Consider the following 24,721-nt stretch of genomic DNA (forward strand, 5'->3'; position numbering starts at 1 on the left):
TTGACCATAATGGGACGGTCAGCGCAATATTGCATATGGCTGAGAACATGTCCGCGTTCGAACTCGTGCTTGCAGGCGATCCGGCGCTGTTCGCCATCGTGCGGCTCTCGCTGGCCGTCAGCCTGTCCGCTGTGGCGCTTGCGGCCATCCTCGGCGTGCCTTTTGGGGCGCTGCTCGCGCTCACCCGGTTCCCGGGCCGGCAGGCCACCATTGTCTTGCTCAACGCGCTGATGGGGCTGCCGCCGGTGGTGGTCGGGTTGGGCGTTTTTCTCGCGCTCTCGCGCTCGGGGCCGCTCGGGTCATGGGGCCTGCTGTTCACCCCGGCGGCCATGGTCGTCGCGCAAACGATACTGGTCGCCCCGATCATCGCCGCGCTGACGCGGCAAACGATCGAGGACATGTGGACCGAGTATCGGGACGAATTGACGGCCATGAACGTCAGTGCGGTCGGCCGGGTGGCAACGCTCGTGTGGGACGCCCGCTTCAGCCTCATCACCGCGCTGCTTGCCGGCTTCGGCCGGGCTGCGGCCGAGGTCGGCGCCATCATGATCGTTGGCGGCAACATCGACGGTTTCACCCGCACGATGACGACGGCAATCGCGCTGGAAACCTCGAAAGGCGATCTGCCTCTGGCCGTCGGCCTCGGCATCGTGCTGATCACGATCGTGATCGCCGTCAACATTCTCGCGTGGACCGCACGGCGCGCGAGCGAGCGATTGGCAGGATGAGCATGCGTGCGCCGTCCAGCGAGCTTCCGATTCGATTTGAGAACGTGTCCTTCTCGGCGGGACCGGTGACCATCCTGGACGGTATTGAGCTGACATTGACCATGGGGACGCCGACCGTCATCGTCGGCCCGAACGGCTCCGGGAAGACGACGCTGCTGCGCGCTGCGATGGGGCTGGTGCCGCCCTCGCGCGGGCGCATCACGTGGGGTGGCCGGACCGACGTTGCCCCGCTGCGGCGTGCCATCGTGTTCCAGCGCCCGGTCATGCTCAGGCGTAGCGCGAGCGGCAATATCCGTTACGCCTTGCGCGTTGCGGGCGTGCCGCGCGCAGAATGGAAGCGTCGCGCTGATGAGGTTCTCGGCCTCGTCGGGCTCAAGCACGTCGCCGACCGTCCTGCCCGCCGGTTGTCAGGAGGCGAGCAGCAGCGCCTCGCGCTTGCGCGCGCGCTCGCTCGCGATCCCATGGTGCTCTTCCTCGATGAGCCCACCGCGAGCCTCGATCCGGCTGCGACCAAGGCCGTCGAGGATGTGATCCGCGCCGTGAGCGAACGCGGAATCAAAGTGGTCATGTCGACCCATGATATCGGCGAAGCCCGCCGGCTGGCGGGTGACATCGTCATGCTTCACCGCGGCCGCGTCATTGAAACGACCGCTGCGTCGTCATTCTTCAATGCGCCCGAAACTGTCGAGGCGAGGAAGTTCGTCGCCGGAGAACTGATCATATGATCGAGACGGAGAGATCAAAATGCTGAACCGCCGCCACCTGATTGCGATCGCCGCCTGTGTTGTGCTGGGCGGGCCTGTCTTTGCACAGGAAAAGTCGATTGTGGTCGCTTCGACGACATCGACCCAGGACTCCGGCCTGTTCGGCCACATCCTGCCGCTGTTCAAGGACAAGACCGGAATTGCCGTGAGGGTGGTCGCTCAGGGAACGGGACAAGCGCTCGATACGGGCCGCCGCGGTGATGCCGATGTCGTATTCGTCCATGCCAGGGCGGCGGAGGAGAAGTTCGTGGCCGAAGGGGCCGGCGTGAAGCGCTACCCCGTGATGTACAACGACTTCGTCCTGATCGGTCCCGAGAGTGACCCGGCCGGCGTCAAGGGAACGAAGGACATTGTCGCCGCCCTCAAGGCGATCAAGGAGAAGGGCGCCGCATTCATCTCGAGGGGCGACAAATCGGGTACGCATCAGGCCGAGCTCAATCTCTGGACCGTTGCCGGCGTCGACATCGCGAAGGACAAGGGCGCCTGGTACAAGGAGATCGGGCAGGGAATGGGCGCCGCGCTCAACACCGCCTCGGCGTCCAATGCCTATGTGCTCGCTGACCGCGGTACGTGGCTTTCGTTCAAGAACCGTGGCCCGCTCGCGATCGTCGTCGAAGGGGACAAGCGGCTGTTCAACCAGTACGGCGTCATCCTGGTGAACCCGCAGAAATACCCGAACGTGAAGCAGGAGCTCGGCCAGCAATTCATTGACTGGCTGGTTTCGCCGGAAGGGCAGAAAGCCATCGCCGACTACAAGATCAACGGCGAGCAGCTCTTCTATGCCAACGCAAAGGACCCGGGCGCGTGATGCGCGCGGCGATTTCAGTCGCGATCCTGGCCGTGATCGCCATGACGGCGGAAGCCCGCGCCGAGACCGTTCAACTGTACGCCGCGGGCAGTCTTCGCGCCGCGCTGACCGACATGGCGAAGGCGTTCGAGGCGGAGAGCGGCACCGGGGTAGAGGCCAAGTATGGCCCCTCGGGCATCTTGAAGGATGAGATCGCCGCAGGCGCCAAGGCCGACGTGTTCGCCTCGGCCAACATGGTGCATCCGCAGGCGCTGAGTGCCGCGAAGAGGAGCGGTGCGGTGCTGTTGTTCGCGCGCAATCGGCTGTGCGCATTGGTCCGGCCCGGGCTGAAGGTCGACAGCGCGAGCGTGCTCGATCGGATGCTCGACCCGGCAATCAAGCTCGGCACCTCGACGCCGAAGGCGGACCCGGCGGGCGACTATGCGTTTCAGGTGTTCGCCAAGGCCGAGCAAAGCAGGGCCGGGGCGCAAGCCGTACTGGAAAGCAAGGCGCTGCAGCTCACGGGCAATGCAAGCAGTGCGGCGCCGCCGGCCGGTCGAAACGCTTATGGCTGGCATGTCGCGGAGGGACGTGCGGACATCTTCCTTGCGTATTGCACCGCTGCCCGCGAGGCGCAAAAGCAAAGCGGGGATCAGCAGGTCGTGGAGCTGCCCGAAAACCTCGCCGTCGGTGCGGACTATGGTCTGACGGTGGTCGCGGGTGCGTCCTCTGCGGCCGAGCACTTCGCGCAATTCATTCTCTCGCCGACCGGACAGAACATTCTCACGCGCCACGGCTTTGCGCCTGGTCAAAGGTGAAGGTCGAGATCGATTGGACTGTCTGGTGCAGCGGACAGAAGGCGGATCACAAAATGGACAACCAAAGTCGAGCGCGGATCAAATCGAAGGGGCGCCTGGCACTCGCTTCTGCTCTTGCATTCTGTGTGTGCACGGGCGCCGCTCGGGCCGAAGACGGCTGTGGCAAATTCGCCTGGCCGGTCATGCAAGAGCGCGAAGCCATGAGCGCGCAGGGCCAGCCGGCACTTGCGTCCGGAGCGTCCATCGAACCCGGCTCGGGCCAGGCATTCAAGCTGCTCCTGCGCCCGTCCGCGGATGCCGAGTTCGTGATGCAGCCCGAACGCAAGTCTCGCATCGAGAATTGGCGCGGGGGTATCGTGCGCCTTCCGGCGCCGCCGCAAGCGGGTGTGTATCAAGTGACACTGTCGGATGAGGCTTGGGTCGATGTCGTGCAGAACGGCGGCTACGCGCGATCGATCGGGAGCACTGGCCGAAGCGACTGCCCTGGCTTGAGGAAGTCCATCCGCTTCGACGTTGCGTCAAATCCAATCGTGCTCCAGATCAGCGGCGCTTCGGTCGATGTCATGTCGATCGTGGCTGGCCCGGCTCGCTGAGCGCTCTTCCCCGTCTGTGTTTTCATGCCGCAACGAGCACATGGTTCACGCCAACAGCGATAGAGCTCCAGGGCCGAAATCGGGGCTTCCGCCTGCTGACGGCTGGATCAGGCTTGCCCAGGCCGATGAAGGCCGCCGCATCGATTTTGACCATCACCTGAAGAGTCTCGGGGCTGAGCTTGCCTGACAAGAAGCAATTCAGCGATGAGATCAGGCGGTTGTTTCGGGCGGCTGAGCTTCGCGGAACACCGTCCATCGAAGTGAATTCGGGCAAGGTCCACCGAAGGCTGGGCGACTACCCCGGGATGAATCATCAAATGCCGTCTTGTTGCCAGGCCATGTACGACGAATTGAATCCAGCCAAGGACCAGATCGTGTCACGGCCCAGAAAAGGATACGGCGCGTCCCTGACCATCAGATATTCCTTGCCGAGAGAACGTTAGCCGCGGACGACGCCCCCATGGTCCTCATTCCCAAGTCGAGTGACGGCGATCACAGAGCGGTTGTAACTTCAAGGGCATGTAGGTCGTCTTCGGGGCAGCCTGGGACTGGGCGATGGCTTTATTTCGAAGCATCTTTTTGGCTTTGTGGATTGTTGGACTGGGGGCGGGATCAGCGTTTGCCGAGAAGCGCGTGGCCCTGGTCATCGGCAATTCCGCTTATGAAAAGGTCGCGCGGCTCGGCAATCCCTCCAGCGATGCAGCACTCGTGGCCGATACATTGAAGGCTGCCGGCTTCGATCTCGTCGATCTGCGCCTCGACCTGAAAGTCGCCGATATGAGGCGCGCGCTGCGCGACTTCATCGAACAGTCCCGCGAAGGCGCCCTCACTTCGTTCTGAGCGACGCAAGTGAGGAAGCGATCCGGCCCAGGCGCCAGTTACTGCCGCGTCCGCCGCGGCAGCAATTCCCTGGGGTTGTCCGAGAGGCGCGCCCTGACGCGCGGTGCCGCGAAGTCGAGAAAGGCGCGCAATTTGGCGGGCATGAAGCGATTGGGCGAATAGACGAAGCTGACGGGTTGCGGTGGCGGCTGAAAGCCCTGCAGGAGCGGCACCAGCTCCCCGGATCTGACGGCGTCCGCGACCAGATACGAGAATGCGACGGTGATTCCTGTGCCCGCGCGCGCGGCATCGGCGGCCGACTCCAGACTGCTTGCGATGAAGCGCGAGCGTACCGGCACCGCATATTCGGTCCCCTCGCGCTTGAACCGCCACGTCGTCGGCGACTGCATCGGCGGATAGCTGACACAGTCGTGCATGGAGAGGTCGTCGGGGGACTTCGGTGTCCCGCGCGTTTTCAGATAGGCCGGGCTGGCACAGGCCACACGATGGATTTCCCCGACGCGGACGGAGATCAAGCTGCTGTCGGCGAGCTCGCCGACGCGAAGAGCGACGTCGATGTGTTCGTCCAGGAGATTGATCGTGCGATCCTGCAGGTGGAGCTGAACGTCCACCTCCGGGAATGCCACCAGGAATTCCGCCAGGATCGGCTGCAGGCATAGGCGACCGAGTGCGACCAGCGTCGTGACGCTCAGGTCGCCGCGGGGCGTCGTGTACTCGCCGGAGGCGACACGTTCGGCTTCGCCGACATCGGCAAGGATCCGCTTGGCCGCAGCGATGTAGGAGCGCCCCGCGTCGGTCGGGACCAGCACGCGGCTCGACCGGTTGAACAGCTTGGTGCGCAGGTGCGCCTCCAGCTCGGAGACTTTCCGGCTCACCGTGGCCAGCGGCATTTTGTGACGGCGGGCCGCCGCCGACAGGCTGCCAGCCTCCGCGACAGCCAACACGATCGACATGCCTTCGAGACGGTCCATTTGTTGCTTCCATTTTTTGGAAGGATGCATCTCGATTTTGCCAGATACCCATCAATTTCGGAAGGGCCTATTCCTCTCCCGACACAACGAAGTCAGCCAACCAACGGAGACGGACATGACCCAGTCAAAAGGCACGGCCCTCATCACCGGCGCATCGACCGGCATCGGCGCGATCTATGCCGATCGCCTCGCCAGGCGCGGTTACGACCTCATTCTTGTTGCACGCAACCGGCAGCGCCTCGCATCGCTGGCGCGCCGGCTCGTCAACGAGACCGGGCGCCACGTGGAGACGGTCGAGGCCGACCTCACGTCGACTGCCGACCTGCAGCGCGTCGAGCAGATCCTGAAGGCCAATGCCGGCATCTCGATGCTGGTGAACAACGCCGGCGTCGGCTCCGCCGCGCCGCTCATCGCCTCCGACGTCGAGAAGATGTCGGACATGATCCGCCTCAACGTCGGCGCATTGACGCGCCTGACCTATGCAGCGGCCCCGGGATTTGTCGCCCGCGGCCACGGCACGATCATCAACATCGCGTCCATCGTCGCGATCGCGCCGGAGGTGCTGAACGGCGTCTATGGCGGCACCAAAGCGTTCGTGCTCGCCTTCAGCCAGTCGCTCGTTCACGAGCTCGCCGGGAAGGGCGTTCGTGTGCAGGCGGTGCTGCCGGGCGCCACTGCGACCGAATTCTGGGACGTCGCCGGCACCCCGGTTCACCAATTGCCGGCAGCCATCGTGATGTCAGCCGACGACATGGTCGATGCGGCGCTCGCCGGTCTCGACCTCGGTGAGACCGTGACGATCCCCTCGCTGGCGGACAAGGCGGAATGGGATCGCCACGAGACGGCGCGCCTTGCCATGACGGACAAGCTGTCGAGCGCCATTGCTGCCCCCCGCTACAATTTGCACACGCCTGTCAACGCGTGAGCGGCCATCCACACCCATGACAAACGGAGATTACCATGTCACGCATCATCACTGAGCTGCCGATCTCGCCCATGACACTGGGCCTCACCATCCGCTGGCGCGACCAGGCCGAACGCGTGCTCGCTTACGCCGAACCGGTCAGCCGCATCGGTCTCTATGTGTCGCTCGCGATCATCTACGCCTGGTTTGGCGGGATGAAGTTCACCGACTACGAAGCCCAGGGGCTGGTGCCGCTGGTCGAGAACAGCCCGCTGCTGAGCTGGTTCTATGCCGTGTTCTCGGTGCGCGGCTTCTCCACTTTCCTCGGCTTCGTCGAACTGAGCATCGGGCTCCTGATCGCCTTGCGGCTGGCGAGCCCGTTGTTCTCCGCGGCCGGCGGCCTTCTCTCGGCCGGCCTGTTCGTCACCACGCTCAGCTTCATGGTCTCGACGCCGGGCGTCGTGGTTCCGGAGCTCGGAGTGCCCGCGATCACCGTGGCGCCGGGGCAATTCCTCCTCAAGGACGTCGGCCTGTTCGCCGCCTCGTTCTGGGTCTTCGCGGACTCGCTGAAGTCGGTCATTCGCACATGAGCATCCTGACCGGAAATCCGGTCATTCAACAACGCATCATGGAGCACGACAATGAGCAAGCGTCTCGACTACAACCAGATTGCACCTGCAGGCGTGAAAGCGCTGGGCGGCGTCTACGGCTACGTCATGCAGAGCAGGCTGCCTGCTGCGCTGGTCGAACTGGTCTACCTGCGGATCTCGCAGATCAACAACTGTGCCTACTGCCTCGACACCCACACCCGCGACCTGCTCAAGAAGGGCGTCGGCATCGAGAAGCTTGCGCTGGTTCAGGCGTGGCGGGAGGCCGGCGATCTCTTCGATGCACGCGAACGCGCAGCCCTTGCATGGGCCGAGACGGTCACGCGCGTCGCGGAGACCAACGTGCCGGAAGAAGCCTACCAGGCCGCACGCGCCGTGTTCGATGAGCGTGAGCTTGTGGACCTCACGATCGCGATCAGCCTGATGAACGCCTACAACCGCATGGCCATCAGCTTCCGCGCGACACCTCCGGCCATTGCCGCGTAACCGCCCCAGTCTCTGCCACGACGTTCAAGCAACGAAAGGCACCTGCCATGAAAGCGCATCTAAGCATCGCCGCCGCGGCGCTGATCGCCGCGGCCATCTGGGCTCCGTTCGGAGCTCGGGCCGGCGAACCGTCGCTTGGCGACATCAAGCGCACCCATCTCTTGAGGGAGAATCTGAGCGTCTCCGGACGTGAGGTCATCCAGGTGCGCGTGGACTTTCCTCCTGGCGTGGACGCCGCCAGGCACAGCCACCCGGGCGAAGAGCTCGTCTATCTCATCGAAGGCGAGCTCGAATATCGGCTCGATGGCAGGGCGCCGGTGGTGCTCAAGGCCGGCGACGTGCTGCTCATTCCCTATGGGACGAACCACGCGGTGAAGAACGTCGGCACCGGCAACGCGGCGGAGCTCGCGACCTACATCGTCGAGACAGGCAAGCCACTGTTGACGCTCGGCAAGTGAGGCGTCGCGCATATGAGCTCCCAAAGGTCAAGAATGCCAGTCCACGCCGTCTCGGGTCACATGGAAATCCGCTCGGGAACGAGCTGGGGTCTTCGTGTGTCAAAAAAAGGCCCCAGCTCTCAGGGGGGCGGTCGAGCTGGGGCCACTTCACTTGGGGTTACCCTTGGGGAAGGGCGTCGGGATAACGTGGCAATCGCGCGAACGTTCCCAAGCTAACGGTCCCGAATATCGGCCCGGGCTGGCCGCCCGACACCGCTCGACGCACCGACACAACCCTTAGTTCGCAGAGCCCATTTAGTCAGCAGGAGCTGGACGAGGCCTGCTGCCCCTGAGCGTGCCTCGGTTCGCAGACTCAATGAGGTTTTGCTATCGGGAAAAACATGCAAAGCTTGAGTCTTCGCCGACTCGCGAACAGGGGGACCGTCATGAAGGACATGCAAGCGCAAGCGGAAAAGCTGCGGACGGAAGCCGCGGAGTGCGCGCTCATCCGGGATCTTGCTACCGCACCTCACAAGCGCGAGCTATTCAACCGATTGGCCGAACACCTCAACACCCTCGCCGGGGAGGTCGAGAAGGCAATTGCGAGCGAGGCGGAAAAGCGTGCTTGAGATGATCCTGTTGATGGCACTCATCGGTTGCGCGCTGAGCGGCGCAGTCATTCCTTTTGAGATCAAGGCTGCGAGAGGCCGAAGGTGGACATCTCAATCGTAAGTGGCCGCCACCCGATATCGGGCGGCGGCGGAAGGCCATTGCGGTTCCGGGCAATGGAAAGGATCGCAATGACCGTCATTACAATGATTAGTGCATATGGCTGATCAGATAGATTCCGCCGCCAAGCACCACGACGGCCGGTACGGCCCAAAGAATTAATACAGGCATCGTTCTCTCCTCCATTGACTAAAGCCCTGCACACGGAGAACGGGAAAATCTGGCAAACATTCCGAGGGGCTCGGAACCGCCGCGCTCATCGCGGGGTTTCATGCTGCGCAAACTTGCCGGCCATGGATGGCCGCGGGCAACCAAATTTGTTCAATGCCAGCGTCCGATGTCGCCGACTGACGCACCCTGCCGTTCACGGCCAACGGTCGTTAGCCGCTCCGCCATGCTCTCTGCTCCGGTGCTCTCCATCGTCTGCTCGGCTATCAGCACTCGCATCCGCAACTCTTCCAGCTCTGCCATTTGAGAAGCTAGCAATTCGAATCGTTCCTGAAGGAGAGCAACGTCATGTGCGCAGCTGAAGGCTTGCATTGTCGGCCCCCTGATTTCTGGATAGCGCCCGGCGCTGGTCGCCGGGAAATTCTGGCAAATCCGGCAGCTGTTCGCACTTACATTCAGCAAGCTGCGCTGCACTCATTAAATGTTTTTTGAAATTATGACGGAACCCGATAATACTGATTGATTTAATCATACTCGGGGACTTAAATCGCGTCGCCTGACCCGGGAGTAAATGCGATGAACAGATCGACAGATGATGATCGCCGCGAGTTCCTGAAGACCTGCGGACGGTTCGCGGCCGTGACGCCTCCGGCCATGACGCTCCTGCTGTCGACGTCCCTCACGTCAGACGCAATTGCCAAATCAGGCGGCGGCCCGGCGGGGAACAACGGCAAAGGCAACGGCGGCGGGGACGGCAGCCCCAATGGCAAGACCGATATCGGCCGCTGACACCGAAGCGAGAAGCAAGCGCGCATCGCCATCTCCAAATTGTTTCGTTCAAATTTTTTCGTTGGCCTGTCTCCTGGGCCAAAAGCTGCCTTCCCCCAAGGCAGCTGGAATAAGGCCCCAGCCTCGCCGCCCTGAGGTTGGGGCCTTTTTGCTGCGGGCCGGAGCGAAAACGCGCCGATCTAACGAGGACGCGTTTCCTAGACGTGCTTACTCCTCATCGTCGTCTTCATCCTCGTCCTCGTCGTCCTCTTCTTCCACCTGCACCAGTGGCGAGCGGCAACTTTTCCCGGAACAGATCGCCTTCCATGCCCATCCAGAGGCAGAGCACCTCGTCCTCCTTCACGTCCGCGACCGTCAGCGGCTGGCCGCCGGATTTCAGCATCACGACATCGCCGGCTTTCAATTCCATGGATTGTCCTTCCGAGTTGATCGAGCCGGACGAGGCTAGCAGTCGGTCATGACAGCGTGATCACCAACGGCCGTGTCCGGCCGGTGGCGTGGACCATCCAGGATTCTGGCGCGATATCAGCGCCGGAGGACAATGATCGGTGTCGTCTTGATCGGGGTGCAGGCATCGTTGAAGAGGCCCACCATGGATGTGACGACCGGGACATGGCAGGCAAAGCTGTCGGGACGATAGGTCTCGCGGATCCCGTCCATGTGGAACGTCGCGAGGTTCATGAAGGCGTTGAGCCGCTTGGCCTGAAAGTCGATCGCGGTCTGAATGCGGTCGCGGTCGGTCTGCGCCGACATCTGGCTTGCGGGCTTCGCTTCGGGGTGCGCGGCCCAGGAGCGCATCGGCGCCAATTTTTCATGCAGGTTGCGAAGGCAATAATGCATCACCACGACCTGGTGCTTTGCGCTGAACCAGTGAATCGTGACGGACTCGTTTGACCCGGCCTTCTCCCGGTTCTTGGGGCATATATCGACGTATGAATGGGGCGGGTCCCAATTATACCGCGCGTCGACCGAGCAGGCATCTTCGGCTGATCCGCGCGGGGTGGTCGCCGCGCCAGCCGTCGAGGTCATGAATTCCGGCAAATGGTGTTCGCAATCGAAGTCATAGGTGCGAAGCAAGGTCTGGTCGAGTGGGTCGCTGGTCGGAGCAATCCGTTCTGCCGGATCGCGGCTGAAGTTCGTCGCCCAGTCGATGTACATTTGAGCATTGCGTGCCAGCAACTCACCCGTTTCGAACAAGGCCCGTTGGGCGGTTTCGTAGTCCTTCAAATTGTCCTGAGCGCTCTTGACCGCAACAGCTCGCTCGTCGGCGTCGGCGCGATCGTCCAGTGCGGTCGAATAGTCGGCAAACAGCTGCTGTTGCAATGCTTGCACTTGGGAAAACTTCGTCGAGATATCGTCGAACGTCTTGGTCGCGGCCTGCATGTTCTCCTTGGCCTGAGCGCTCACCTTCTCCCGGTAGGAGTTCAGATACTGAAAGTAGCCGACGAGGAGGCTGCTCAGCACCGTCACCAGCGAGAGGCCCTTGACGAGGGTAAATCCGCGATCGAATTGCGTCAGCCATCTCAATGGTCTGACGGTCGGAGATTGCGTGAGCGCTGCTTCCTTGTCCTGCGCCATCGTTGCCTCCAGCTCACCCGCGCCATAGGGAGCGAGCGTACCGGGAGCGAACGTACCGCAATCCCGGATTGCGGATTGTGAAGCACTTCACTTCAAGTGGGGCAGGGGGGCTGCCCGATGTCGCGCCGGCGCACGCGGCCGCAGCTCACCGGGGGCGGAGGCAGCTCACGACGAGATCGATCGCAAGCATCGCGATGATGCCATGATGCCGGTGTTTTGCCCGACGTGTCAAAGTGATTTCGTAAAATCCGCAAACCCTTGAATTTGCGCGCGCCGGCTACTGTGCATGGGGTTGTTTTTCGGGATTTTGTTTGCCCTGTGGTTACGGCCGCACCGGCACCAGTTCCGTCAGCGAGCGGATGATGCGGTCGGGCCTGACCGTCGAGCCTTCGGGCAGGCCGTCGCCATGCACGTCGATCCAGATCGAATAGATGCCGAGGCGCTGCGGCGTCACGACCTCCCATTCGAGGTTGTCGCCGATCATCCAGGTGTCCTTGGCGGTGACACCCAGCGCCTCCATTGCGTGCAGATAGGCGCGCTCCTCGGGCTTGCCGAAGCCGTGCTCGCCCTCGATCTGGATGTGGTGGAAGCGGTGCGCGAGCTCGAAGCGCTCGACCTTGGCGCGCTGGGTGTCGGCGGCGCCGTTGGTCACCAAAGCGAGCTTGATGCCGAGCGCCTTCAACCTGTCGATCGCCTCATGCGCGCCGGGGAAGACGAACATCTCCTCCTCGCGATAGGCGGTGAAACGATCGGCGAGACGGATGGCGAGATCATCTGATAAAGCGCGATGGCCGGCGGCCGCAAGCGCGGCGAAGCCGCCCTTGACGGTGAGGTGCCGGGCCTCGGCGAGCTTGAGCCGCCATGCGGCTTCCGCATTGGCCCAGAAGTTTCGCGCAAAGGCGAGCACCGTGGTTGCGACCAGCGGCGGCGGCAGCGGCGCCAGCTCCTCTGCGAACTCGGCGGTGATCGTGTTCCAGGCGATCTCGGGCCGGCCATAGGCCGACAGGATGGTGTCGTCCATGTCGATCAGCATGGCGCGCGGCAGCGGGGGCATTGTTGGGCTCATGGCCATTTCACCTCGGGCGGCAGCGACGACAGGATCGAATCCACGTTGCCGCCGGTCTTCAGCCCGAAGATGGTGCCGCGGTCATAGAGCAGGTTGAACTCGACATAGCGTCCGCGCCGGATCAACTGCTCCTCGCGGTCGTCGGCGGTCCAGGCGCTGGCGAAATTGCGCCTGACGATCTCGGGGTAGATCTTCAGGAAGGCGCGGCCGACGTCCTGGGTGAAGGAAAGGTCGGCGTCCCAGTCGCCGCTGTCGTGCCAATCGTAGAAGATGCCGCCGATGCCGCGCGCCTCTTTGCGGTGGGGCAGGTGGAAATACTCGTCGCACCACTTCTTGTACTTGTCGTAATCGGCAACGCCGTTCGGCTGCGCGCAGGCTTCCTTCATCGCGGCGTGGAAGGCGATGCTGTCGGCATCGTCCTGCGTCCGCCGTCGCGCGAGCACCGGCGTGAGGTCGGCGCCGCCGCCGAACCAGGCCTTGGTGGTGACGACGAAGCGCGTGTTCATGTGCACGGCGGGCACGTGCGGATTGCGCAGATGCGCGATCAGCGAGATGCCGGAGGCCCAGAATTTCGGGTCGTCCGCGGCGCCCGGAATCTGCGCGCGGAATTCGGGGGCGAATTCGCCGTGAACGGTCGAGCAGTGCACGCCGACCTTCTCGAACAGGCGGCCCGACATCATCGACATCACGCCGCCACCGCCGGCGGCGCCGGTGTGGTCGGTGCGCTGCCAGGGCGTGCGCTTGAAGCGGCCGGCCTCGCCCGGATAGAGGCCTTGCGGCGCATCGTCCTCGAGCCGTTCGAAGCTCGCGCAGATGTCGTCGCGCAAGCGCTCGAACCAGGCGCGGGCGCGGGTCTTGCGGTCGTCGATCAGCGTCGGGTCCATCGTGGATGTCATTGGTCAGCCCTGCGGACCGTAATAGGTGCAGCTCTCGTTGCAACTATCGCGGTGGATGCTGACGCGGGTCAGCGTGCCGATATGGGCGAGCCGTTCCCAGACGAAGCGCGACAGGTTCTCCAGCGTCGGGGTGCCCAGCGCCTCGATCTTGTTGAGGTATTTGTGGTCCAGCACCAAGCGCACGTCCTCGATGGCGCGCTGGAGCAGGCCGAGATCGACCACCATGCCGGTCTTGGGGTCGGGCGTGCCGCGGACCGTCACCTCGGCGCGGAAGGAGTGGCCGTGGATCTCTTCGCTCGCGGCCCCGAACGTCGTGCCCGACAGTGAGTGCGCCGCCTCGAAGCGGAATGATTTCGTCAATTCCCACATCTGTTCGAAAACCAATCCTATCTGATGCCGAGCGATTTGTGCGTCTGCACGCTCAGCCGCCATTGCGGATGGTGCAGGCAATAGTCGATCGCGCGTGCGGTGTTCTGGACCACCTCGGGTCCGTCCATCGGCTGCAGCGAGAAGCGCTCGAAGGCGAGGCCCTCGAACGCCTCGGGTGCCGCCAGCGCCTGCGGATAGACCAGCTTCAACTCGTGGCCGCGGCGCAGCACCAGCTCGCTGCCGCCCTTGGGGCTGACGCAGATCCAGTCGAGCCCCTCGGGCGGCTCGATCGTGCCGTTGGTCTCGACCCCGATCTCGAAGCCGCGCGCGTGCAGCGCGTCGATCAGGGCGGCGTCGACCTGGAGCAACGGCTCGCCGCCGGTCAGCACCACGTAGCGGTTGGCGGCGGATGCCGTCCATTGCGCGGCGATGGTGTCGGCGAGTTCCACGGCGGAGGCGTAGCGGCCGCCGAGCGTGCCGTCGGTGCCGACGAAATCCGTGTCGCAGAACTTGCAGGTCGCTTCGCTGCGGTCGGCCTCGCGGCCGCTCCAGAGGTTGCAGCCGGCAAAACGGCAGAACACGGACGCGCGCCCGGCATGGGCGCCTTCGCCTTGCAGGGTCAGGAAGATTTCCTTGACCGCGTAACTCAAATCTCTCTCCTCAATCCTTTGGTCAGTCCTTGGGGCCGTCGGGGCTCCGGATCTGCCGCAGCGCCTCGCCGGCGGCCATCGCCGCGGTCATGGCCACATTGAGCGACCGCAGTCCCGGCGCGATCGGGATCACCAGCCGGGCATCGGCGGCCTCGACCACCGCGTCGGTGACGCCGGCGCTCTCGCGCCCGAATAGCAGGATGTCCGACGTCTGGTAACGGAAATCGCGGTAGTCGGTGGCCCCTTTGGTGGTGAACAGCAGCAGGCGGTAGCCATGTGTCGCGCGCCAATCCTCGAATCTCGCCCAGGAGTCGTGCCTGACGAGGCTGACATGGTCGAGGTAATCCATTCCCGCCCGGCGGAACAAGCGGTCCGAAACGGGAAAGCCGGCGGGCTCGATGATGTGGGCCGCGATGCCCAGGCAGGCACAGAGCCTGAGAATCGTGCCGGTGTTCTGAGCGATGTCAGGTTGAAAAAGCGCTATCTGCATGGGCTCGGCAAGGGTCGAAGCGGGCCGGAAATGTCTCAATAAAACATCGCTCGCCCGGGAATTCGTGCATTGCACGCTCCCACGCCGTTAGCGGGCTTGCGCTCGCCCGGCAAGGGTGCCAATAGAACGATTCTGGACTGCTGTTTTCCCCATTTTGGGCGTGAGCAAGCAAAGTTCTGCCGCCGCGGGGGGCCGCGGGCGCCGGCAGCCTTTCCGGGGACCTCATGGGCGCCCCCCGGAGCGGTTCCACCGGTCGCATAAGAAGAAAGGGTTGGAATCGTGACGACAGCGTCTTCGGCGGACCATCCGACACGCCGTGATTTCTTATTCGTTGCAACCGGGGCAGCTGCAGCAGTAGGGGGCGCGGCTGCGCTCTGGCCCTTTATCTCTCAAATGAATCCGGACGCTTCGACCATCGCCGCCGGTGCGCCGATCGAGGTCGATCTCAGCCCGATCGCCGAGGGCCAGGACATCAAGGTGTTCTGGCGCGGCAAGCCGATCTACATCAGCCACCGCACCAAGAAGCAGATCGACGAGGCGCGCGCCGTCAACGTGGCGAGCCTGCCCGATCCGCAGACCGACGAGGCCCGGGTCAAGGCCGGTCACGAGCAGTGGCTGGTCGTCATCGGCATCTGCACCCATCTCGGCTGCATCCCGATTGCTCATGAAGGCAACTACGACGGCTTCTTCTGCCCCTGCCATGGGTCGCAGTACGATTCGTCCGGCCGCATCCGCCAGGGGCCTGCGCCCTCGAATCTGCCGGTGCCGCCGTACCAATTCGTTTCCGACACCAAAATCCAGATCGGCTGAGCTTCGGGCCCTAGTCCGAAGCTTCGCGCCGTCTCGTCGTACTATTTCCTCAGGATCGCATCATGAGCGGACCATCCGACTACCAGCCGAGTAATCCGGCCCTGCAATGGATCGAGCGGCGTCTGCCGATCTTTGGTCTCATCCATTCCTCCTTCGTCGCCTATCCCACCCCGCGTAACCTGAACTATTGGTGGACCTTCGGCGCCATCCTCTCCTTCATGCTGGGGATGCAGATCCTGACCGGCGTGATCCTGGCGATGCACTACACGCCGAATGCCGATCTTGCCTTCAAGTCGGTCGAGCTGATCGTCCGTGACGTGAACTTCGGCTGGCTGCTGCGCAACATGCACGCGGTCGGCGCCTCGATGTTCTTCGTCGCCGTCTACGTCCACATGTTCCGCGGCCTTTATTACGGGTCGTACAAGGAGCCGCGCGAGGTGCTGTGGATCCTCGGCGTCATCATCTACCTCCTGATGATGGCCACCGGCTTCATGGGCTACGTGCTGCCGTGGGGCCAGATGAGCTTCTGGGGCGCCACCGTCATCACCAACCTGTTCTCGGCCATTCCCTATGTCGGCGAGAGCATCGTGACGCTGCTGTGGGGCGGCTACGCGGTCGGCAACCCGACGCTGAACCGCTTCTTCTCGCTGCACTACCTGTTGCCGTTCGTGATCGCGGGCGTCGTCGTGCTCCACGTCTGGGCGCTGCACGTCGCCGGCCAGAACAATCCTGACGGCGTCGAGCCGAAGACGGAAAAGGACACGGTGCCGTTCACGCCGCATGCCACCATCAAGGACATGTTCGGCGTGTCGTGCTTCCTGCTGCTGTACGCCTGGTTCATCTTCTACATGCCGAACTATCTCGGCGACGCCGACAACTACATTCCGGCGAACCCGGGCGTGACGCCGCCGCACATCGTGCCGGAATGGTATTACCTGCCGTTCTACGCGATCCTGCGCTCGATCCCGGACAAGCTCGCCGGCGTCATCGCGATGTTCGGGGCGATCATCATCCTGTGCTTCCTGCCCTGGCTCGATAGCGCGAGGACCAGGTCGTCGAAGTATCGTCCGCTGGCCAAGCAGTTCTTCTGGATCTTCGTCGCGGTCTGCATCCTGCTCGGCTATCTCGGCGCACAGCCGCCGGAGGGCATCTACGTCGTCGCCGGCCGGGTCCTGACGGTCTGCTACTTCGCCTACTTCCTGATCGTGCTGCCGCTGCTCGCGCGCATCGAGAAGCCGCGGCCGGTTCCGAACTCGATCTCGGACGCGGTGCTGGCCAAGACCGGGAGCAGGTCGACGCCGATGGTTTCGACCGCGATCGTGCTGGCGCTCGCCGCTTCGTTGTTCGCGGGCTCGACCCAAAGCGCGAAAGCCTCGGAGGGCGGCGACAAGCCGCCGGGTAACAAATGGTCGTTCGCGGGTCCGTTCGGTACCTTCGACCGCGGCGCGCTCCAGCGCGGCCTGAAGGTCTACAAGGAGGTCTGCGCCAGCTGCCACGGCCTGTCCTTCGTCGCCTTCCGCAACCTCGCCGAGCCTGGCGGCCCCGGCTATTCGGTGGCGCAGGCCTCGGCGTTCGCGTCCGAGTATAAGGTCAAGGACGGCCCGAACGATGCCGGCGACATGTTCGAGCGGCCGGGCCGGCCGGCGGACTATTTCCCCTCGCCGTTCCCGAACGAGCAGGCGGCGCGTGCGGCGAATGGCGGTGCGGCGCCGCCGGACCTGTCGCTGATCACCAAGGCGCGCTCCTACAAGCGCGGCTTCCCCTGGTTCATCTTCGACGTCTTCACCCAGTACCAGGAGCAGGGGCCTGACTATGTCGCCGCGGTGCTCCAGGGTTATGAGGAGAAGGCGCCGGACGGCGTCACCATCCCGGACGGTTCCTATTACAACAAGTTCTTCCCGGGCCACGCGATCAAGATGCCGAAGCCGCTCAGCGACGGCCAGGTGACCTATGACGACGGCTCGCCGGCCACGGTCGCGCAGTACGCCAAGGACGTCACCACGTTCCTGATGTGGACCGCAGAGCCGCACATGGAAGCGCGCAAGCGCCTTGGCTTCCAGGTGTTCGTGTTCCTGATCATCTTCGTGGGCCTGATGTACTTCACCAAGAAGAAGGTCTGGGCCGACTCGCACTGAGCGGCGTGAGACGAGAATGAAGAAGCCCCCGCAAGGGGGCTTTTTTGTTGGGCACGAGAGTGTGTTGTTTGGCGCGATTGCGTATCGCTCGCTCAATCGCCAGAATACGGCCAAACGCCCAAATCTCGTTGGAGGACACCATGGGAACCGCCATCACCTTCAAGCGTCCCGACGGCAAGGACGCCTCGGGCTATCTCGCCAATGCCGCGCGCGGCAACGCGCCGGGCGTGGTCGTGATCCAGGAATGGTGGGGCCTGTCGGACCAGATCAAGGGCCTGTGCGACCGCTTTGCGCTCGCCGGCTTCGACGCGTTGGCGCCCGATCTCTACAAGGGCAAGGTGGTGCCCTATCACGACACGGACAGCGCCAACAAGGAGATGAACTCGCTCGACTTCATGGACGCCACCACGCAAACCGTGCGCGGCGCCACGCAATATCTGTCGCGCAACGGCGCCAAGGTCGGACTGACAGGCTTCTGCCTCGGCGGCGCCGTGACCATCATCGGCGCGACCAAGATCCCGGAGCTCGCGGCCGGCGTCGTGTTCTACGGCATCCCGCCGGAGCAGGCGGCCAAGCCGGCCGACGTCAAGATCCCGCTCCAGGCCCATTTCGCCAACAAGGACGATTGGTGCACGCCGGAGCTGGTCGATGGCTTCGAAAAGGCCATGAAGGCCGCGGGCAAGTCGCTGGAGTTGTTCCGCTATGACGCCGAGCACGCCTTCGTCAACGAGCAGCGCCAGGCCGTGCACGACCGCGAAGCCGCCGAGCTCGCATGGGGCCGTGCGACGGAGTTTTTCCGGAAGCATCTGGGGTAAGGTCCGTGAAGGACAAATCTGAAGCCGAGGCGGACCGAGGCGAGTTCGCGGCCGATGCGGAGATGGCCGCGCTTCGGAAGCGGTGCGGCCTCTAGCCCGTAGCCAAGATGAAACGCAGCGTAATCCCGGGACGTTCTCTTTGTGGCACGAACTCCGGATTGCAATGCGCTTCATCCGGGCTACGGCCTTGCCGCACCCTTGACGCCGCCCCCGCGCCATGGTGAGTATCCGCCCCATGAGCACCGCCGTCCGCCCAGCCCGTCTTTGGTGGCGCACCTCCTGACGAGGTGGCCGGTGCGATTTTCCTTTCCCAAATCGTCTGAGGTCGCCAGCACAGCGCGGCGGCCCGATCGTTTGTCCTGTGTGGCGTTCCCTCGGCAAGTTTCGTAAGAGGACCCCAAGAGGACCACATGAACAGGACCGTCTTTGCCCTTCCGGCTCGAAGCGACTATGTGACCCGCGCAGGTCTTGCGATCACGCGCGTGGCCGAGCAGTTCACTGGCGGTGCCAGCCGGCTCGACGACCTCATCAGCCTGCTCGACCGCCGCCGCGGCGTGGTGCTGTCCTCCGGCACGACCGTGCCCGGCCGCTACGAGAGCTTCGATCTCGGCTTCTCCGATCCGCCGCTCAAGCTCGAGACCACAGGGGTCAATTTCAAGCTGGAAGCGCTGAATGAGCGGGGGCAGGTGCTGATCGCCTTCCTTGGCGACGTCCTGCACGAGCCCTGCGTGGTGATCTCCGAGAAGACGACCTCGCGCCTCGCCGGCCACATCATTCGCGGGGAAGCCCCGGTCGAGGAGGACCAGCGTACGCGTCGGGCCAGCGTGATGTCGCTGGTGCGGGATCTCGTCGCCGCCTTTTCCGCCAATGACGACGGGCTGCTCGGACTGTTCGGCGCCTTCGCCTACGACCTCGTCTTCCAGATCGAGGATCTCGTGCAGAAGCGTGCACGAGAGAGCGACCAGCGCGACATCGTGCTCTATGTCCCCGATCGCCTGCTGGCCTATGACCGCGCCACCGGCCGCGGCGTCGTGCTCGCTTACGATTTCGCCTGGAAGGGCAAATCCACCGAGGGTCTGCCGCGCGAGACCGCGGACAGCCCGTATCTCAAGACCCCGCGCCAGGGCTTTGCCGATCACGCGCCCGGCGAATATCAGGCCACGGTCGAGACCGCGCGCGCCGCCTTTGCGCGCGGCGATCTCTTTGAAGCCGTGCCGGGCCAGCTCTTCGCCGAGCCCTGCGACCGCTCGCCTGCCGAAGTCTTCCAGCGCCTCTGCGTCATCAATCCGTCGCCCTACGGCGCGCTGATGAATCTCGGCGAGGGCGAGTTTCTGGTCTCCGCCTCGCCGGAGATGTTCGTGCGCTCCGACGGCCGCCGCGTCGAGACCTGCCCGATCTCGGGCACGATCGCGCGCGGCAGGGATGCGATCGGCGACGCCGAGCAGATCCGCCAGCTCCTGAACTCGGAGAAGGACGAGTTCGAGCTCAACATGTGCACCGACGTCGACCGCAACGACAAGGCGCGCGTCTGCGTGCCCGGCACCATCAAGGTGCTGGCGCGGCGGCAGATCGAGACTTATTCGAAGCTGTTCCACACCGTCGATCACGTCGAGGGCATGCTGCGCCCCGGCTTCGACGCGCTCGACGCGTTCCTGACCCATGCCTGGGCCGTGACCGTGACCGGTGCGCCCAAGCTCTGGGCGATGCAGTTCGTCGAGGACCACGAGCGCTCGCCGCGGCGCTGGTACGCCGGCGCGATCGGCGCGGTCAATTTCGACGGCAGCATCAACACCGGCCTCACGATCCGCACCATCCGCATGAAGGATGGCCTCGCCGAAGTGCGCGTCGGCGCCACCTGTCTGTTCGATTCCGATCCCGCCGCGGAAGACCGCGAGTGTCAGGTCAAGGCTGCGGCGCTGTTTCAGGCGCTGCGCGGCGATCCGCCGAAGCCGCTGTCGACCTTCGCTCCGGATGCGACCGGCAGCGGCAAGCAGGTGCTGCTGATCGATCACGACGATAGTTTCGTGCACATGCTCGCCGACTATTTCCGCCAGGTCGGCGCCAGCGTCACCGTGGTCCGCTATGTGCATGCGATCGACATGCTCGAGCAGAAGAAATGGGATCTGTTGGTGCTGTCGCCCGGTCCCGGCAGGCCGGAGGATTTCGCGATCAGGACGACCATCGATGCGGCGCTGGAGAAGAAGCTCCCTGTGTTCGGGGTCTGCCTCGGCGTGCAGGCGATCGGCGAATATTTCGGCGGCGAACTCGTCCAGCTCACCCATCCCGCCCACGGCCGGCCCTCGCGGGTGCAGGTGCGCGGCGGCCGCCTGATGCGCAATCTGCCGAACGAGATCGTCATCGGCCGCTATCACTCGCTCTATGTCGAGCGCGACAGCATGCCCGCAGTCCTTGATGTCACCGCCAGCACCGAGGACGGCGTCGCCATGGCGCTCGAGCACAAGACCCTGCCGGTCGCCGGCGTGCAATTCCATCCGGAATCGCTGATGTCGCTCGGTGGCGAGGTGGGACTACGTATCGTCGAGAATGCGTTCCGGCTCGATGCCGGGGCGAATTGAGTGTCGTCATTGCGAGGAGCCCGCGACAAATTGCGAAGCAATTTTGCGCGGGCGACGAAGCAAACCAGACCGCTGCCGCGGAGAAGATCTGGATTGCTTCGTTTCGCTCGCAATGACGGTGGGAAAGCCAGAGCGAGATAACCATGACCTTTGACCACGACCTGAAGGCGAGCGTCCGCACCATCCCGGACTATCCGAAGCCCGGGATCATGTTCCGCGACATCACGACCTTGCTCGCGGATGCGCGCGCCTTCCGCCGTGCGGTGGACGAGCTGGTCAATCCCTGGGCCGGCAACAAGATCGACAAAGTTGCCGGCATGGAGGCGCGCGGCTTCATCATCGGCGGGGCCGTGGCGCACCAGCTCTCGGCCGGCTTCGTGCCGATCCGCAAGAAGGGCAAGCTGCCGCACACCACCGTGCGCATCGCGTACTCTCTCGAATACGGCATCGACGAGATGGAGATGCATGTCGATGCGATCCAGCCCGGCGAGCGCGTGATCCTGGTCGACGATCTCATCGCCACCGGGGGCACAGCGGAGGGCGCGGTGAAGCTGTTGCGCCAGATCGGAGCCAACGTCGTCGCCGCCTGCTTCATCATCGACCTGCCCGAGCTCGGCGGCGCCGCCAAGCTGCGCGCCATGGACCTGCCGGTGCGCACGCTGATGACGTTCGAGGGGCATTGAGCGGGCGAAGACTCCCGTCCCGGTGTCTTGGTATCAGGATCGCTGCAGGATCAGGCTGAGCTCGAGCTCCCGGAAGGCGATGTAGTTCCGCCGGGTCCATTGGTGCAGCTCGGTCGAGGCATCCTTCTCCTGGCGCAGATAGCCGGTGAAGGAAAAATTCAGCCGATCGATATAGGTCTTGAGGAAGCCGGGCAGCGCCGGCAGGCGGAGTAGCCGGCCCCCCGCCATCGCGGGCGGCAGCTCGCCACGAACGACGTGCTCGTTGTCCACCGTGACCAGGTTCATCCGCGGGATCTGCCCGCGCAGCATCTCGTGGGCGCGGGCCGAGGCGCGGTCGGTGTCGGCGACGAACAGGATCATCGGGGCCACATGGCGGCGCGCGGCCTCCTTCAAGAGGCCGATCTCGTCGGTCATCTTGAAGAACTCGTCGAAGGCGTGGAATCCGAGGTCGATGACCTTGGCGAGGCCGTCATCGACGATGACACGGTCCATCAGCTGCATCTTGCCGTAGGTGTCGATCACGTCGGCGGTTTCCGTGACCTTCGGCAGGTAGTCGAGCAGCGACGGCTCCTTCAGATTGACGTCGAAGGCCGCGACGTTGCCGTTCTTGAGCAGCAGGAATTCGCTCAGGAGCCGCGCCAGCAGGGTCTTGCCGACCTGCGGGCGGGGCGAGCAGATGATGTAGACGGGGGTCGCGGACATCGACAGCTATATCAGGCCAACTCACCGCCCAATCCAGCCGTATCAGCCCTGCTTGTGCAACTATTTTTCGCTGTTGCGGGTGGCGGGTTTCGAGCCGACGATGTCGGTCAGCCGGATCCGGTCGAATTCGCTCCAGACGTTGGCCAGCCAATGCCGGACATAGCCGCGCAGCACGAACGAATAGTTCGCGGCCTCATCGCTGATGCCCTTGTTGGCGACGAATTTCAGGAACGGGACCGAGGAGACCTCGACCTGCTCATAGGCCATTTCGTTGAGCTTGGGGATGGTCAGCTCGGTCGCGTCCTTGATGCGGTGAAAATAGGAATTGTACGTCGCCTGGTCCCACTGGAAGAACTGGGTGTCGTTGATGAAGTTCTTCACAAGGAAATATTTCGCGCCGTTCATGAAACCCGCGGTCTCGGCGATCTCCTCCAGCGAGGCGATCGAGGGTCCCAGGATATGGAACACCGCGAAGGTGATCTGGCCGGCCTTGGCGGCGTCGAGGAAGCCGATGTCGCGCAGCGACGCCAGAGCCGGCGAGAGCAGGCCGGCGCGGACGTCGATGACAGTGACGGAAGGGCTGACAGCGTTGAGCGTGTCAAAAATCTTCATCTGGTCGGCCGTGGTCGTCATGTCGACGATCTCGGTGATGTCGGGGTGGAAGCGCTTCAGGGTTCCACGCGGCGATTCCGTGTCGAAGGCGCGCGTCGGCACGTTGTTGGCTGAGAAATAATCGAGCAAGGTTCGCGACACGGTGGTCTTGCCGACCCCGCCCTTGTCCGCGCCCACCACAACCACTGCCGGCTTTGCCATTGCTGTCCCCTAACGCGCCCCCGATCGCGAGGTCGCAATCGGCCGGGCCCCAAATCGATGTCCCAAGGAAGTACCAAGGATGTCCCAAGTCTGCTGTTGGGCGCGAACATGGCAGAAACAAGGGAGAATTCAAATCCTCGGCCCATCGTTGGGGCAATTCCCGAGGTTTTTCCCAATGGCAACCGAACTCCCGCCGCGCGAGCCGGAAATCGCGCGTTCAATGACGGCCCCAGGGTCCCATGGGATTGCCGGTCGGATTGCTTGCTGTGGTTCCGGAGGGGCCGGGTGCAGGCACGGGCGGCGCGTCGGCGTCATCCCACGGGCCATGGCGCAGCGGCGGCGGGGCGTCCCGCCGGTCGGTTTGCGCTCCCGGCTCATCGGTGTCAGCGGTGAGCGCCGGCAAGGGGCCGGGGTCGTGACCGCCGGCAAACTTGACCAGCGCGTCGATCCGGGCCGGAACCGAGGGGTGGGTCGCGAACAGATCAGCAAAGCCTTCGCGGGGATTGTCGACGCAGAGCTCCATCACGGCCGAAGTCGCGCCCGGCAGCTCGCCGCGGCCCTCGATCTTGCGAAGCGCCGAGATCATCGCGTCGGGATCCTTCGTCAGCTCGACCGAGCCCGCGTCGGCGAGATATTCGCGCGACCGCGACAGCGCGAGCTTGACCACCTGCGACAGCAGCCAAGCCAGCACGATCAGCACGACCGCGATGACGATGACGATCACCGCGCCGCCGCCGGAGCTCTTGCTGTCGTTGCTGGACGAGGACGACCGCGACGACGAGGAGGAGCCTGAGGACCAGGAGCCGCCGGAGCTGGAGCTCCAGTTGAGATTCGTGAACAGGCGGAAGAACAGTTCGCCGAAGAAGCCGACCACGCCGGCGATGATGACGGCGACCACCATGAGCTGCACGTCGCCGTTCTTGATGTGGGTCAGCTCGTGGCCCAGCACCGCCTCGATCTCCTTGTCGTTCAGCGCATCGAGCAGGCCGGTGGTGACGGTGATGGAATATTGCCGCGGGTTGAGGCCGGTCGCGAACGCGTTCAGCGCCGGGCTCTCCATGATCTTCAGCTTCGGCATGGTGATGCCGCGCGAGATGCAGAGATTTTCGAGCAGATTGTAGAGCCGCGGCTCTTCTTGCCGGGTGACGCCGTGGCCGCCGGTCACCGCATCGATCATCGACTGGTGGAAGAAATAGGCGATCGCGATCCAGGCGAGCGCCGCAATGGTCGCGAAGGGCGCGGCCTTGAGCAGGTCGGAAAAGGCGCGGCTCAGATAATAGGCGACCGTGCCATTGCCGTTGCTGACGACCTCGGCCACCAGCGCGCCGGCATAGACCAGCACATAGACCAGCATGAACAGGCCGGCGAGCAGCAGCATCGAACGAAACTTGTTCGAGGCGATGTGCGTGTAGAGACCATACGCGGCCATGACTGTTTCCGTTTCCCTGTCATTCCGGGGCGATGCGACAGCATCGAACCCGGAATCCCGAGCTTGGGAGCTCGATCGAGATTCCGG

The 24,721-nt window shown here is 63.9% G+C and carries 27 protein-coding genes and 2 pseudogenes; 17 read left to right on the forward strand and 12 right to left on the reverse strand.

All coding sequences use genetic code 11. The annotated features are described in order from the left end of the window. Positions 1 to 35: 35 nt before the first annotated feature. From HAP40_RS10085 to HAP40_RS10110, 6 genes are all read left to right on the forward strand, one after another. The gene (locus tag HAP40_RS10085) at positions 36 to 728 is read left to right on the forward strand and encodes an ABC transporter permease (protein WP_166817946.1); all 693 of its coding nucleotides are present in this window, start codon (positions 36 to 38) and stop codon (positions 726 to 728) included. 2 nt (positions 729 to 730) lie between these two features. After that, positions 731 to 1,453 carry an ABC transporter ATP-binding protein gene (locus HAP40_RS10090; protein ID WP_208024949.1) on the forward strand — a complete coding sequence of 241 codons (723 nt, stop codon included), beginning with the start codon at positions 731 to 733 and terminating at the stop codon, positions 1,451 to 1,453. A gap of 19 nt (positions 1,454 to 1,472) precedes the next feature. Then, positions 1,473 to 2,300: an extracellular solute-binding protein gene (locus HAP40_RS10095; RefSeq protein ID WP_166817945.1), complete on the forward strand. Its 828-nt coding sequence runs from the start codon at positions 1,473 to 1,475 to the stop codon at positions 2,298 to 2,300. Continuing rightward, a complete protein-coding gene (locus tag HAP40_RS10100) occupies positions 2,300 to 3,097 on the forward strand; it encodes a molybdate ABC transporter substrate-binding protein (protein ID WP_166819558.1) in 798 nt (265 codons plus the stop codon). Before HAP40_RS10095 ends, HAP40_RS10100 begins: the two co-directional genes overlap by 1 nt. Continuing rightward, positions 3,094 to 3,690 carry a hypothetical protein gene (locus HAP40_RS10105; protein WP_166817944.1) on the forward strand — a complete coding sequence of 199 codons (597 nt, stop codon included), beginning with the start codon at positions 3,094 to 3,096 and terminating at the stop codon, positions 3,688 to 3,690. Before HAP40_RS10100 ends, HAP40_RS10105 begins: the two co-directional genes overlap by 4 nt. Positions 3,691 to 4,323: 633 nt before the next feature. Continuing rightward, the gene (locus tag HAP40_RS10110) at positions 4,324 to 4,530 is read left to right on the forward strand and encodes a caspase family protein (RefSeq protein WP_246741133.1); all 207 of its coding nucleotides are present in this window, start codon (positions 4,324 to 4,326) and stop codon (positions 4,528 to 4,530) included. Between the two features lie 38 nt (positions 4,531 to 4,568). Here HAP40_RS10110 and HAP40_RS10115 read toward each other — a convergent pair whose 3' ends face one another. After that, positions 4,569 to 5,501, reverse strand: coding sequence for a LysR family transcriptional regulator (locus tag HAP40_RS10115; RefSeq protein ID WP_166817942.1), 933 nt, complete (start codon positions 5,499 to 5,501; stop codon positions 4,569 to 4,571). A gap of 115 nt (positions 5,502 to 5,616) precedes the next feature. On the opposite strand from HAP40_RS10115, the gene HAP40_RS10120 reads away from it, so the two are divergent. The 5 genes from HAP40_RS10120 to HAP40_RS10140 all read left to right on the forward strand — a co-directional run bounded on the left by HAP40_RS10120 (position 5,617) and on the right by HAP40_RS10140 (position 8,565). Then, the gene (locus HAP40_RS10120; protein ID WP_166817941.1) at positions 5,617 to 6,426 is read left to right on the forward strand and encodes an SDR family NAD(P)-dependent oxidoreductase; all 810 of its coding nucleotides are present in this window, start codon (positions 5,617 to 5,619) and stop codon (positions 6,424 to 6,426) included. Between the two features lie 35 nt (positions 6,427 to 6,461). Further along, complete coding sequence (locus HAP40_RS10125; protein WP_246741132.1) at positions 6,462 to 6,995, forward strand: YkgB family protein; 534 nt, start codon at positions 6,462 to 6,464, stop codon at positions 6,993 to 6,995. A gap of 51 nt (positions 6,996 to 7,046) precedes the next feature. Then, positions 7,047 to 7,499, forward strand: a complete 453-nt coding sequence (locus HAP40_RS10130) for a carboxymuconolactone decarboxylase family protein (protein ID WP_166817940.1) — start codon at positions 7,047 to 7,049, stop codon at positions 7,497 to 7,499. Positions 7,500 to 7,546: 47 nt separating this feature from the next. Next, the gene (locus tag HAP40_RS10135) at positions 7,547 to 7,957 is read left to right on the forward strand and encodes a cupin domain-containing protein (RefSeq protein ID WP_166817939.1); all 411 of its coding nucleotides are present in this window, start codon (positions 7,547 to 7,549) and stop codon (positions 7,955 to 7,957) included. A gap of 425 nt (positions 7,958 to 8,382) precedes the next feature. Further along, positions 8,383 to 8,565, forward strand: a complete 183-nt coding sequence (locus tag HAP40_RS10140; protein ID WP_166817938.1) for a hypothetical protein — start codon at positions 8,383 to 8,385, stop codon at positions 8,563 to 8,565. Between the two features lie 421 nt (positions 8,566 to 8,986). Here the strand turns inward: HAP40_RS10140 and HAP40_RS10145 are convergent, their stop codons facing one another. After that, positions 8,987 to 9,205, reverse strand: coding sequence for a hypothetical protein (locus HAP40_RS10145; protein ID WP_166817937.1), 219 nt, complete (start codon positions 9,203 to 9,205; stop codon positions 8,987 to 8,989). 204 nt (positions 9,206 to 9,409) lie between these two features. Here HAP40_RS10145 and HAP40_RS10150 point away from each other — a divergent pair. Beyond that, a pseudogene (locus HAP40_RS10150) lies at positions 9,410 to 9,601 on the forward strand (hypothetical protein); the annotation flags it as partial. Positions 9,602 to 9,829: 228 nt separating this feature from the next. On the opposite strand, the pseudogene HAP40_RS10155 reads toward HAP40_RS10150, so the two are convergent. The 7 genes and pseudogenes from HAP40_RS10155 to HAP40_RS10185 all read right to left on the reverse strand — a co-directional run bounded on the left by HAP40_RS10155 (position 9,830) and on the right by HAP40_RS10185 (position 14,671). After that, positions 9,830 to 10,031: pseudogene (locus HAP40_RS10155) on the reverse strand (DUF2158 domain-containing protein). Positions 10,032 to 10,147: 116 nt separating this feature from the next. Continuing rightward, complete coding sequence (locus HAP40_RS10160) at positions 10,148 to 11,200, reverse strand: hypothetical protein (protein ID WP_166817935.1); 1,053 nt, start codon at positions 11,198 to 11,200, stop codon at positions 10,148 to 10,150. A 322-nt stretch (positions 11,201 to 11,522) separates the two neighbouring features. Beyond that, positions 11,523 to 12,272, reverse strand: coding sequence for an HAD family hydrolase (locus HAP40_RS10165; protein WP_166817934.1), 750 nt, complete (start codon positions 12,270 to 12,272; stop codon positions 11,523 to 11,525). Beyond that, positions 12,263 to 13,150 carry an oxygen-dependent coproporphyrinogen oxidase gene (hemF, locus tag HAP40_RS10170; protein ID WP_414645395.1) on the reverse strand — a complete coding sequence of 296 codons (888 nt, stop codon included), beginning with the start codon at positions 13,148 to 13,150 and terminating at the stop codon, positions 12,263 to 12,265. Before hemF ends, HAP40_RS10165 begins: the two co-directional genes overlap by 10 nt. Before the next feature lie 15 nt (positions 13,151 to 13,165). Then, the gene (locus HAP40_RS10175) at positions 13,166 to 13,531 is read right to left on the reverse strand and encodes a 6-pyruvoyl trahydropterin synthase family protein (protein WP_166819555.1); all 366 of its coding nucleotides are present in this window, start codon (positions 13,529 to 13,531) and stop codon (positions 13,166 to 13,168) included. Positions 13,532 to 13,548: 17 nt separating this feature from the next. Then, positions 13,549 to 14,181: a 7-carboxy-7-deazaguanine synthase gene (queE, locus tag HAP40_RS10180; protein WP_166817933.1), complete on the reverse strand. Its 633-nt coding sequence runs from the start codon at positions 14,179 to 14,181 to the stop codon at positions 13,549 to 13,551. 22 nt (positions 14,182 to 14,203) lie between these two features. Next, positions 14,204 to 14,671 carry a tRNA (cytidine(34)-2'-O)-methyltransferase gene (locus tag HAP40_RS10185; protein ID WP_166817932.1) on the reverse strand — a complete coding sequence of 156 codons (468 nt, stop codon included), beginning with the start codon at positions 14,669 to 14,671 and terminating at the stop codon, positions 14,204 to 14,206. Positions 14,672 to 14,950: 279 nt separating this feature from the next. Between HAP40_RS10185 and petA the strand changes: the two genes are divergently transcribed. From petA to HAP40_RS10210, 5 genes are all read left to right on the forward strand, one after another. Then, positions 14,951 to 15,481, forward strand: a complete 531-nt coding sequence (gene petA, locus HAP40_RS10190) for a ubiquinol-cytochrome c reductase iron-sulfur subunit (RefSeq protein ID WP_166817931.1) — start codon at positions 14,951 to 14,953, stop codon at positions 15,479 to 15,481. Between the two features lie 62 nt (positions 15,482 to 15,543). Further along, positions 15,544 to 17,616 carry a cytochrome b/c1 gene (gene fbcH, locus HAP40_RS10195; RefSeq protein ID WP_166817930.1) on the forward strand — a complete coding sequence of 691 codons (2,073 nt, stop codon included), beginning with the start codon at positions 15,544 to 15,546 and terminating at the stop codon, positions 17,614 to 17,616. 140 nt (positions 17,617 to 17,756) lie between these two features. Beyond that, on the forward strand, positions 17,757 to 18,431 hold the full coding sequence (locus HAP40_RS10200; protein ID WP_166817929.1) for a dienelactone hydrolase family protein: 675 nt from the start codon (positions 17,757 to 17,759) through the stop codon (positions 18,429 to 18,431). A 410-nt stretch (positions 18,432 to 18,841) separates the two neighbouring features. Beyond that, on the forward strand, positions 18,842 to 21,007 hold the full coding sequence (locus HAP40_RS10205; RefSeq protein WP_166817928.1) for an anthranilate synthase component I: 2,166 nt from the start codon (positions 18,842 to 18,844) through the stop codon (positions 21,005 to 21,007). 143 nt (positions 21,008 to 21,150) lie between these two features. Continuing rightward, on the forward strand, positions 21,151 to 21,690 hold the full coding sequence (locus HAP40_RS10210; RefSeq protein ID WP_166817927.1) for an adenine phosphoribosyltransferase: 540 nt from the start codon (positions 21,151 to 21,153) through the stop codon (positions 21,688 to 21,690). Between the two features lie 33 nt (positions 21,691 to 21,723). Here the strand turns inward: HAP40_RS10210 and HAP40_RS10215 are convergent, their stop codons facing one another. The 3 genes from HAP40_RS10215 to HAP40_RS10225 form a co-directional block, all read right to left on the reverse strand. Continuing rightward, positions 21,724 to 22,392, reverse strand: coding sequence for a hypothetical protein (locus HAP40_RS10215; protein ID WP_166817926.1), 669 nt, complete (start codon positions 22,390 to 22,392; stop codon positions 21,724 to 21,726). A 60-nt stretch (positions 22,393 to 22,452) separates the two neighbouring features. Further along, the gene (locus HAP40_RS10220) at positions 22,453 to 23,205 is read right to left on the reverse strand and encodes a hypothetical protein (protein WP_166817925.1); all 753 of its coding nucleotides are present in this window, start codon (positions 23,203 to 23,205) and stop codon (positions 22,453 to 22,455) included. A 217-nt stretch (positions 23,206 to 23,422) separates the two neighbouring features. Beyond that, positions 23,423 to 24,634: a M48 family metallopeptidase gene (locus HAP40_RS10225; protein WP_166817924.1), complete on the reverse strand. Its 1,212-nt coding sequence runs from the start codon at positions 24,632 to 24,634 to the stop codon at positions 23,423 to 23,425. Positions 24,635 to 24,721 lie beyond the last annotated feature (87 nt).

This window comes from Bradyrhizobium sp. 1(2017) (assembly GCF_011602485.2).
Classification (GTDB): Bacteria; Pseudomonadota; Alphaproteobacteria; order Rhizobiales; family Xanthobacteraceae; genus Bradyrhizobium.